This window comes from Enterobacter cloacae complex sp. 385G4 (assembly GCF_057320665.1).
Map to the genome: position 1 here is coordinate 1 of NZ_JBXWDD010000017.1, position 9,542 is coordinate 9,542.

The 9,542-nt window shown below is 52.9% G+C and carries 10 protein-coding genes and 1 pseudogene; 5 read left to right on the top strand and 6 right to left on the bottom strand.

Features of this window, described 5'->3' with window-relative positions; all coding sequences use genetic code 11:
* Positions 1-92: 92 nt before the first annotated feature.
* Positions 93-527: pseudogene (locus AC2FAJ_RS22495) on the bottom strand (CPBP family intramembrane glutamic endopeptidase); the annotation flags it as partial.
* A gap of 79 nt (positions 528-606) precedes the next feature.
* Here AC2FAJ_RS22495 and AC2FAJ_RS22500 point away from each other — a divergent pair.
* The 5 genes from AC2FAJ_RS22500 to AC2FAJ_RS22520 all read left to right on the top strand — a co-directional run bounded on the left by AC2FAJ_RS22500 (position 607) and on the right by AC2FAJ_RS22520 (position 5,858).
* Positions 607-990: a DUF1496 domain-containing protein gene (locus tag AC2FAJ_RS22500; RefSeq protein WP_019725042.1), complete on the top strand. Its 384-nt coding sequence runs from the start codon at positions 607-609 to the stop codon at positions 988-990.
* A gap of 224 nt (positions 991-1,214) precedes the next feature.
* Positions 1,215-1,490, top strand: coding sequence for a lytic transglycosylase domain-containing protein (locus AC2FAJ_RS22505; RefSeq protein ID WP_004206888.1), 276 nt, complete (start codon positions 1,215-1,217; stop codon positions 1,488-1,490).
* 44 nt (positions 1,491-1,534) lie between these two features.
* Complete coding sequence (locus tag AC2FAJ_RS22510) at positions 1,535-2,797, top strand: secretion/conjugation apparatus DotM-related subunit (RefSeq protein WP_004206887.1); 1,263 nt, start codon at positions 1,535-1,537, stop codon at positions 2,795-2,797.
* A gap of 10 nt (positions 2,798-2,807) precedes the next feature.
* Entirely contained in the window at positions 2,808-3,758 is a 951-nt protein-coding gene (locus AC2FAJ_RS22515) for a DsbC family protein (protein WP_004206886.1), read from the top strand.
* Between the two features lie 12 nt (positions 3,759-3,770).
* Entirely contained in the window at positions 3,771-5,858 is a 2,088-nt protein-coding gene (locus AC2FAJ_RS22520; RefSeq protein WP_004206885.1) for a P-loop NTPase family protein, read from the top strand.
* 50 nt (positions 5,859-5,908) lie between these two features.
* On the opposite strand, the gene dqlB is transcribed toward AC2FAJ_RS22520, so the two are convergent.
* The 5 genes from dqlB to AC2FAJ_RS22545 all read right to left on the bottom strand — a co-directional run bounded on the left by dqlB (position 5,909) and on the right by AC2FAJ_RS22545 (position 9,542).
* Positions 5,909-6,004 carry a DinQ-like type I toxin DqlB gene (dqlB, locus tag AC2FAJ_RS22525; protein ID WP_004206884.1) on the bottom strand — a complete coding sequence of 32 codons (96 nt, stop codon included), beginning with the start codon at positions 6,002-6,004 and terminating at the stop codon, positions 5,909-5,911.
* A 1,222-nt stretch (positions 6,005-7,226) separates the two neighbouring features.
* A complete protein-coding gene (gene repA, locus AC2FAJ_RS22530; RefSeq protein ID WP_015060006.1) occupies positions 7,227-8,282 on the bottom strand; it encodes a plasmid replication initiator RepA in 1,056 nt (351 codons plus the stop codon).
* Positions 8,279-8,329: an IncL/M-type plasmid replication leader peptide RepB gene (repB, locus tag AC2FAJ_RS22535; RefSeq protein WP_011154478.1), complete on the bottom strand. Its 51-nt coding sequence runs from the start codon at positions 8,327-8,329 to the stop codon at positions 8,279-8,281. Before repB ends, repA begins: the two co-directional genes overlap by 4 nt.
* Before the next feature lie 248 nt (positions 8,330-8,577).
* Positions 8,578-8,820, bottom strand: coding sequence for an IncL/M type plasmid replication protein RepC (gene repC / locus AC2FAJ_RS22540; protein WP_023893611.1), 243 nt, complete (start codon positions 8,818-8,820; stop codon positions 8,578-8,580).
* A gap of 68 nt (positions 8,821-8,888) precedes the next feature.
* Positions 8,889-9,542 (bottom strand): hypothetical protein, encoded by a 654-nt coding sequence (locus AC2FAJ_RS22545; RefSeq protein WP_015060005.1) that lies wholly within the window; start codon positions 9,540-9,542, stop codon positions 8,889-8,891.

Here is a 9,542-nt window from a genome sequence, read left to right on the forward strand (position 1 = left end):
GAGAAAGAATTGCTGGCGGCCTGGGTATTATTCGCCAATCAGTTGCTCAAATATGGCTATGCTATGGCTGATTTATGAGGGGATCCTTCAGCGTTCAGCATGACACCACGGAACAGGATTTCCTCATTCAGCGGGGCAAGGATAAAGACGGCCAGCAACGTCAGGATCACATCGGGTATGGACTTATCGGCAAAAAGTTTCGTCATAAATGGCTCAGCGGGCAGGTCCAGCACTTTACCCAGCAGAAATTCACCGACATACACCACGGCCATCGCGCCAACCAGCCACAGTGCGCCAACGTTGCTCAGCTGGCCAACGACCGGTAGCGGAGCAACCCAGCGGCGGTATACCAGGAAAACACACAGGAGGTACACCAGTACAGCACCATGACTGAAGAACAGCGTATTTTTCCCCAGCCCATAGAGCAGAACAGCCTGCCCCATGACAAACATGGCCCCCCAGGCTATGGCCCAGGCTGCCAGCAGAACCAGCATAAACTGCAGATATTTATTACGTGACTGAATCATTTTATCCCCTGTTAATTTTTAAACAGAATCGGCTTGACACTCAGGCCGGTTTTCAGACCTAATTTAAATGATACAGAAAATGATTGCCGATTTTTTTAATGGAGAAAGTGAAATGAAATTCAACACGAAGATTGCTCTTATTCTGGCTGCATCCGTAATCAGTTGCAGTGCCTTTGCTCAGAGCGTATCCGCGCCGAAAACCGATTCTTTACTGAGCAGCATTCTGGGTGAGCAGGTACAGACAAACCAACATCTTGTACAACTGCTGGCAAAGGATCAGGATGCCGGTATTACACTGACCCCGGAACAAAAGAAAACCTCTTGCCTGTATGAAAGTCATTACTACAGCAGTGGCGCACCACTTACCGTCGGAAAAGAAACACTCCGCTGCACGCTGAGTGGCGAAATCCCGACATGGGAAAATGTGAACGAGGGCAATATTGTCTCTGTCGAAGGCAAATAAAATCCCTTTGACAGCCTCTCAATTATCCGCACCAAAATGATTTAAAAAAATCTCCTTTTGATGGTATATTTTTTACTCGAAATAGAAATCATTAGGAGATTGTTATGGTTGATGCCCCGCCCTCAATCCCGCTGCCAACTTGCATGGTTGAAGCAGCACAGATTTATCACATTCCTCTCCGTGGATTCCTCGCCTTGTGGCTGACTGAAGGCGGAAAACCGGGAATGAAAAATAAAAACAAAAACGGCACTTACGATTACGGCGCATTCCAGATAAACACCATCTGGGCGAATAAGCTGGCGTCCGATTTTGGCGTGAAAGCGGAGCAGCTGCAGCATGACTTCTGCGCCTCTGCAATGGCCAGTGCCTACATCCTCAAATACAACATCATTCTCGAAGGGGGGGATTTCTGGCAGGGTGTCGGCCGCTATCACTCCAACACGCCGGCGCGTAAGGCCTGGTATATCGGGAAGGTTTACCAAAATTCTCTGAGGTTCTGATGCAAAACCAGCCACAACGGAAAGGGGGAGGGGATGATGGCCTGATGATTATCGGGGCCCTTCTCATCATGATCACAGTGATGTGGTTTGGCTTTCGTGATTATGTGATTTACGGAGTCTGTCGCCTGCTTTACTGGATCTACGGTGTACTGCCGGACGCCATTACGCCGGGTAATGCGGCCGAGCGCCGGGACATGCTGCTGTCGGCGGCGCGGTATAACCACCAGGTTTCGCTGTGGGACTTTATCAGCGTGATGAACGACACGGCCAGCGTGCTCTTTCCCCTGTTCATTTTAATCATCGGGTTGTTCGTCTGGGTTATCTCGCGCAATCCTTACTACCGTCTGACCCGTAAACTGACCATCCGGAACCTTCCCTGGGTGATGGTAAAAAACTATCCGGGGATAGCTCATATCCTCGCCCGGTTTGGCCACCTCGATCAGCTGCTGCTGAATGAAGATCCGGAAGAAGCACGCAGCGCGCAGTCACCCGTTGAGTTTGCCCAGGAACATAACCTGATTGATACCGCTAAGCGCCGCCTCCGTAAAAAAGCCGCACATAAAGTCTTCCTGTCACAGGTAAACCTGGCCCCCGAAGGGGCGGCCCTTTCCCTGGCGCCCTGGGAAAAAGCGCTCGCAGCCTCGTTTGTACATCTGCGGTTTATGGGCGACCGGCCAACGGCTAAATCCATTCTCGACGATCTCAACCGTTCCTGCCTGCGGACTAAAGACGGTTTCCCTGATTATTCGCTGGCCGCCGGGTTCTGGACCGTCGCCAGCCAGTGTGAAGCGTTCCGAGAATTTGCAAAGGGGCGCCGCAGCTCCCGTTCGCTACTCTACGCGCTGTTCGATGATGACCTGCAGCTGCCATCCGCTAATTTCCGGTGGCTTAAAGGTGTGGACCGCACGTTATGGTATGCACTTTCAAGCGCCGGCCGCGGGAAGTTCTTCATTGAGGGAGGTGGTGTTATTGCCTGGAGTCAGTGCGAAAGTTACCGGCTGACGCTCGATGAAGAAAAGGCGGCGAAATTCCCGCCGACCGTGCGGGCGGCCGTGCTGGGCCTTGAGCTGGATCTGCTCCATTACCGCCATATTGACCGCCGCGATCCCGCCATTCCGGTCGCTCACTGGCAGGAAGACGTTATACCGCCATTTGCATTTGAATCTGACGCTGAAGCGGAAGACGAGCCGGCTACGCCGCCTGCAGCTCCGCACGACACCCCGAACAACAGTCTGCGACTGACAGACGATGAACCGACGCCGGCTAAACCTCAGCCGGCAACCCGACCCGATCACCTGGAACTCTAAGCGAGGAAGTATGAAACTCACCGTAAAAACCGATCGCAACACACTTTATCTTTCCGCTGACGGAAACTACCAGGAACAAGCCCTGCACTCCTTCCCCCTGTCAGCCTGTCATTTTGGACTTGGCCATGATGCCGGCAGCGGCCACATCCTGACGCACAATACGTTTTCTGGTGAAGCGGTGCAGCTGTTCCGCTTTGAAAACGAATATCAGGCCATCGAGGCGCTGAACAATATCCGTAAAAAGCTGAAACAGCAGCGCGGACTCAATGCCGTGCGCCGGCTGTCTAACTTTATCTTCTGGCCAGTCGCCGCGCTGGGCTTTATCGTCTCCATCAACGGCGCGTTGATGAATATGCATCAGCCGGCACAGCCACTGCAGGCAAACTCGTATGCTCCCGCGCCGGGTCTGCAGCAGCCTGCCACTGCGCCGGAGCAGCTGCAGGTTCAGGCAGCACCTGAAGCCCCTAAAAAACTGGCTGATAACGACTTGCTGTCACTGAAAGATGCCGTCACCAGCGGACGCTTTACAATCTCGCTTTCAACCGGGCATAAACACACCCTGTATGTGTTTTCCGATCCGATGTGCCCGCACTGCCGCGCGCTGGAACCCCGACTGCAGGAACTGAGCAAACGCTATAACGTCGAGATTTTCCCCGTGTCCGTTTATGGCGACCTGCGCTCGATGGTCCGCGCCGCTCCTGTACTCGATACCGGGAAAGATACCCGACTGAAAAGCTGGGAAGACACGATTAACATGGGATACACCACCATGAACCCGAAAATTGACGATCCGAAAACAGCCCCGGATACCACCGGCGCCCGCCTGGTTGACGCGAACAATATGGCATTTGCGAAATTCGGGTTTATCGGTACCCCGTCCATCGTTGCCGATTCGGGTGATGTGATCCCGGTTTCCGTCGTCAAAGACGATGCCCGCCTGCAGCAGGCAATAGGAGAATAACCCGGAGCCGCTATGCAACAGGAATCTGTAGACAGTAAAAAAGTCCTCCGCCCGGATGGTTCGTTCATGGAGTGGTTCCTCACTCCGAACGTACAGTTTGGCCTGCTGGCCATACTGACCGTGCTGGGTCTGTTTCTCCCCTTTACCATGCTGCTGAGCATCCTCATCCTTCCGCCGCTGATGGTGGCATTCACGGATCGTAAATTCCGGCCACCGCTGCGAATGCCGAAAGACTGCGAAATGTTCGACGACACCCTGACCACGGAAACCCAGGCGGAATACCGTCTGGGGCCCATTCGCATCCCGCATAAGGTCCGGGAGCGAAAGAAAGCGAAGGGAATTTTATATGTCGGGTATGAGCGGGGACGCCTGTTCGGCCGCGAGCTGTGGCTGAACATGACGGACCTGCTGCGCCACATGGTATTTTTTGGTACCACCGGGTCGGGTAAAACCGAAACCTTCTATGGGTTTATCGTTAACTTCCTGCTGTGGTGCCGTGGCTACTGCCTCTCAGACGGTAAAGCAGATAACAAGCTGGCCTTCGCCACCTGGTCGCTGGCGCGCCGTTTCGGCCGTGAGGATGATTATTACGTTCTCAACCTGCTGACCGGCAGTATTGACAGGTTCGTGAACCTGGTGAAGCAGGAAAGCATCCCCGCGCAATCCAACTCAGTCAACCTCTTCAGCGTTGCCCCGCCGACCTTCATCATCCAGTTGATGGAATCCATGCTCCCCCAGGTGGGCGGGGATTCGGCACAGTGGCAGGATACGGCAAAAGCCATGATGTCGGCGCTGATCAATGCCCTGTGTTATAAGCGCGCCCGCGGCGAACTGCTTTTGTCACAGCGCACTATTCAGAAAAACATGTCGCTGCCGGCAATGGCCGCGCTGTACGTGGAGGCAAAGAAAAACGGCTGGCACAGCGAGGGTTACGCCGCGCTGGAAAGTTATCTGGAAAATACACCAGGCTTCCTGCTGGCCAACGCGGAATACCCGGAAACGTGGGAAGCCCGCGCCTTCGAACAGCATAACTACATGAGCCGTCAGTTCCTGAAGACGCTCTCCCTGTTCAATGAAACTTATGGCCATGTTTTTCCGGAAGACAGCGGCGATATCCGGATGGACGATATTTTCCACAATGACCGCATTCTCATCGTCATGATCCCGTCGCTGGAGCTGTCACGCGGTGAAGCGGCCACGCTTGGCCGTTTATATGTGACGCTGCAGCGAATGACCATCAGTAAGGACCTGGGCTACCAGCTGGAAGGGAAAAAAGAGGAAGTCCTGCTCACTCACGCGCTGAATAATCAGGCGCCATACGGGCTGATTTATGACGAGCTGGGCCAGTATTTCACCAGCGGTATGGATACGCTGAGTGCGCAGATGCGTTCACTGGAAAAAATGGGCGTATTTTCCTCCCAGGATCACCCGTCGCTCGCCCGCGGCGCGAACGGCGAGGTGGATTCGCTGATCGCCAACACCCGCGTGAAATATTTTGAGTCGATTGAAGACCGGAAAACCTTTGAAATACTGCGCGAAACCGTCGGCCAGGATTATTATTCTGAGCTCTCCGGGCAGGAAGCCGAACACGGCACGTTTTCCAAAACGGTCCGGGAAGGGGATCTGTACCAAATCCGTGAAAAGGACCGCGTGAACATTCGTGAGCTACGTAAGCAGACCGAAGGTCAGGGGGTAATTTCTTTCCAGGATGCCCTGGTACGCAGCGCCGCGTTTTACATTCCGGACAATGAGAAGTTTTCCAGCGAACTGCCGATGCGGATAAACCGCTTTATCGAGGTATTGCCGCCATCGCCGGCAACGCTGTACAGCATTTATCCGGAACGCAAGGATGATGAACTGGCGGAAACCAACCCGGATGCAATGCGATTCCCGCCGATCAAGCTGTTCGGCTACGACAAAGCGGCCAACAGCCTGCTGGAAAAAATTGAGGTCTTCTACGAGCTGCAGTGTGGCGCAATTTCACCGGAGGAAATGTCGGTGTGCCTGTTTGAACTGTTCGCTGAATGGCTTGATGGAACGGAAACGGACGACGTGCTTTACCACCAGGAAGACGATCTGTTCCCGATGATCGAGATGTAACCCTGTTAAAAGGCGGGGAGTGGTCCCCCCGCCTTTAGTTACGTTTCCGGTCAGTCAAAATACTGCCGGATCAGCTCCAGGACCGCTATCACAGCGTTAGACACTGCAACAACTGCCCGCAGAACGACGATTAACAAGTTAATCATCCGTTTGCTCCATACAGAGCAGGAACACCGCTGATCGCCCTTACATTGCCTGTCACAGCGGCTACCTCACGTCAATTGTTTAGATGTTCCCACTCCAGCCAGGGCATTGAAACAGCACCACCTGTTTTTCAACCAGGGCTTTAAACCGTTCACGCCGCGTAAGCGGGGGCTGGAGAAGAACGTCAACAGATTGACCCGCGCAGTATACCCTATTCCCGGTGGTTTGCATTTACTGCACTCATGGCGTAATATTTAACCGTCAATTGTTTAGGTGTTCCCGCCTCCATCCGGGGCAAAACATGAAAACCCGATCTCACCAGTCGGGTTTTTTTGTGCCTCCACCCTGGCAGAAATCGCATTTCCTCAAATAAGCGCCTGAAACGCTCTCTGTGGCCTTCACTGCAAAAAGAGCAACATTCCCCTGCCTTCACCCTTTTTAACGCGCCTGCGAGCGGCTGACGTGGATAACCGCGGCTAAATCGATCCTCTTTTCCCTGTTAATTTTAAAACTGACAGCAGACACTGGCGTTGATTGCCTGAAAGGCATTGCACGCCATAGCAGATGATTTTCCTGCCTGACTGCCCTGCAGGTGACGCTGTGGCCACATTACCCCCTGGCTACTGCGAGCGGGCGGTGTGACGTTAGCGGCGCACCGGGCGCGTGGGTAGTAGCGTTGACGTCAGGGGTGCGGGTCGCAGCCCTTCCGTCTTACGGGGGTGTTCTTAGTTACATCATCCATCATGCTTTTTTCTGCCGAGCCGTTGGCTCGGCGGGGAAAAGCACGGTGGGGCAAAGAAAAATCTACAGTGGTGGTTTCTGCTGGCCACCCTGCCCGGCATTTGCCGGGTGCTAACCTGGGAGCATAGCGACCATTCTGGCCGTCGTGCCGCGTAGCGGCGCTGAAAGGCCAGGCATATTCCCATAATCCACAGAAAATTGAGCCTGAATAACAGTGATCTCTTTATTGAATAAACATCTTTTTAAAGAAGTTAAGAGTGTATTGCAGCTTGCTTTGACCACGATTGCAGGTGACTTTATTTCCTCCTTTGCGGATAACTGTGGATAGTGGTGATCTCGCTGCCGGTTATCCACCGGCGGCGCCAGAACGTCAAAAAATCACGATGGCCACACGTTAAAACTGGAGGAAATTTGAGCAGGTCGCGCCGGCTGGCGAGCACGAAAACCGCCAGGCGGCGGTAAGAGAATTACAGGGGGAGAAAATCAGTGATAATCAGGGGGACCGGATTCCCTCTCCAGCCCCAGATCGAGCTGATACAGGTGGCTGCGTACTCGCTGGGTAAACTGCTCAGGCGACAGCGCGTGCAGTTCGTCTTTCGGCAGCGTCCGTATCAGATGAACGGACATGGCGTAAGCCCGGTCGTCATAGGGCTGTTCTGCCAGCGCTTTCAGCTTCTTCTCGCGCTTACCCTTCAGGGCGGCTTCACGCCGGCGAACCAGCGTGGCGTGCATCATTTTTTCATACCAGCGCCGGCGCGCGGCTTTAACAGAGATTTCTTCCGCCTGGCCATGTTCATCACGGGTTATCCAGCCTGCAGCTTCAGCGGCCACCTGTTCGGCCTGCTCCGCATACAGCTTATCGAGATCAACACCGATCATCTTCCAGAGGCGTTCCGTCAGCACGACATGCTTGGGGAACCACTTGCGGTTAAACGGGTCCCATGTGACGCCTTCAGGCAGCGCCAGTAACCCGAATTCCATCATGTGCTGCAGCAGCCGGCAAACCCGCGGTACCGTCACTTTCCGGATCACGTTCCCTTCGCTGTCCTTTTCGCTGAGCTGCCACGCCATTTTACTGAGGTTGATAGTGTCGATATGGGTAGCCCGGTCAACGGTGCTGACCAGGAGCGGCACAATCGCATCGAGTAATTTCTCCCGCTCCGGGCGGAAGTCGCGCTTCCGGCCAGCCTGCTCGCGCAGCTGCACGAAGTACGGGTGGCGGCTGATCCGCATACGCAGACTTAACGCGCCCGTTTTGCGATCGCGGCGAACAAGGCGGTTGTAGGCATGGCCAAGCTGGCCAGGGAGCTTTTTGAAATTGTCCGGTCGGTACCAGCTGGGCTCCGGGCAGAGACACGCCGTTGAGTGCGTACCGCGACGACGGCGGGTTTTGCGCACGGGCTTGGTGCCTTCATCGAGAAGCAGCTGCAGGGGCGATTCTTTAGGGGACTGGCTTTCAAGCCAGGAGATGAACTCCGGCGAAAGACCTTCTACTGACTCAATGTCAGAAAGCTGTAGGTATGGATTCTTTTGATTCACCAGCCCCTGCACATATTGGCCGGGCTGTATTGCAATAGGTTACGCATTTGCTATAATCCTTTCTGCCAGTGGGCAGTTTGCACCCCCTGATTCCTGAGAGACCGGCCAAAGTTTCCAACAGGGATCAGGGGGTTTTACTTTTTGTGGCTCCTGCCACTCCTAAGCGGTACATCTCCGGGCCGCTCTTCCCGTGCTAAATTCAGTAATAACCCCGTAAGGTTATGTAAACGCCGCTTAACATATCATGCGTTTCTAAGCGGGGCAATACCTGCGAACCCGCTTTTACATAGTAAGATCACTCTTCAGAATCGTCAAATTTCAATCCGTCGTAATAGCTTTTGACAAGAAATTCAATGACTTCAGCCTGAGTGAGTTTTTTAACTTTTGTGATCTCTATCAACATTCTTTTTGCATCTTTGGGGAGATAAAGGTTTAACTGGTCGTGTGTTTCCCGGATACGGTTCCGGTACTCTCTCTGGAACTCCGGGTTACTCTTCTGTTCCTGGCGCTCAGTAACTCTGTTCACTCTTCCTCCCACAGCATACGACTATAACCACCTGAGTATACATGAAAAAACCGCCTTTTCAGGCGGTTTGGAAGTAAACATCAATACGTTCGTGGTAGCATCCAACCTTCATCAAGCATAGTCTTTCGCCACTGGAGATATTTTTCACCCCTGTATTTTTTATGTTGCTCATGCATCCTGGTTAACATTTCCAGCTGGCGATATGCTAGGCCGGCATTGAGCAAGATTATTTCAACAGTAGGCACATGTCGGTTCCGAATATTTACGACAAGTTTACTATCAGTATACTCCCAAGACTCAATTGTCTCGGCCTCAAACAAAATTCTCTTTTGCTTAATAGAGGCCTGTACAGCATAAAGGGCAGCAATACCAACAACACCGGAGTCCATATCTATACCAAAATATGTTTTCTGAGCCGGCATGTATTGTTCCTCTTTAGCCGATGGATTAAAGCATCCATAAACTCTCATGCCTGCAACGACCTTTTTGACTCCCTTACTTTTTACCTGGCGTACAACATATGTGATCAGCATGGCATCGAAAACAAGTAGAGCAACAAACCACGCCAATGCCAGGCTTCCACCTAAAGTAAGAAAGCCAGAATATACAGTCAACGGAAGACTTATTGTTAAAATAACTATACTTATGGCTACAGACAGGCGTGACAGATAGTAGCCAACACCTTTTGATTTAGCCATGTTGTTATCGACAACAGTATACGAATATCCTTTCAT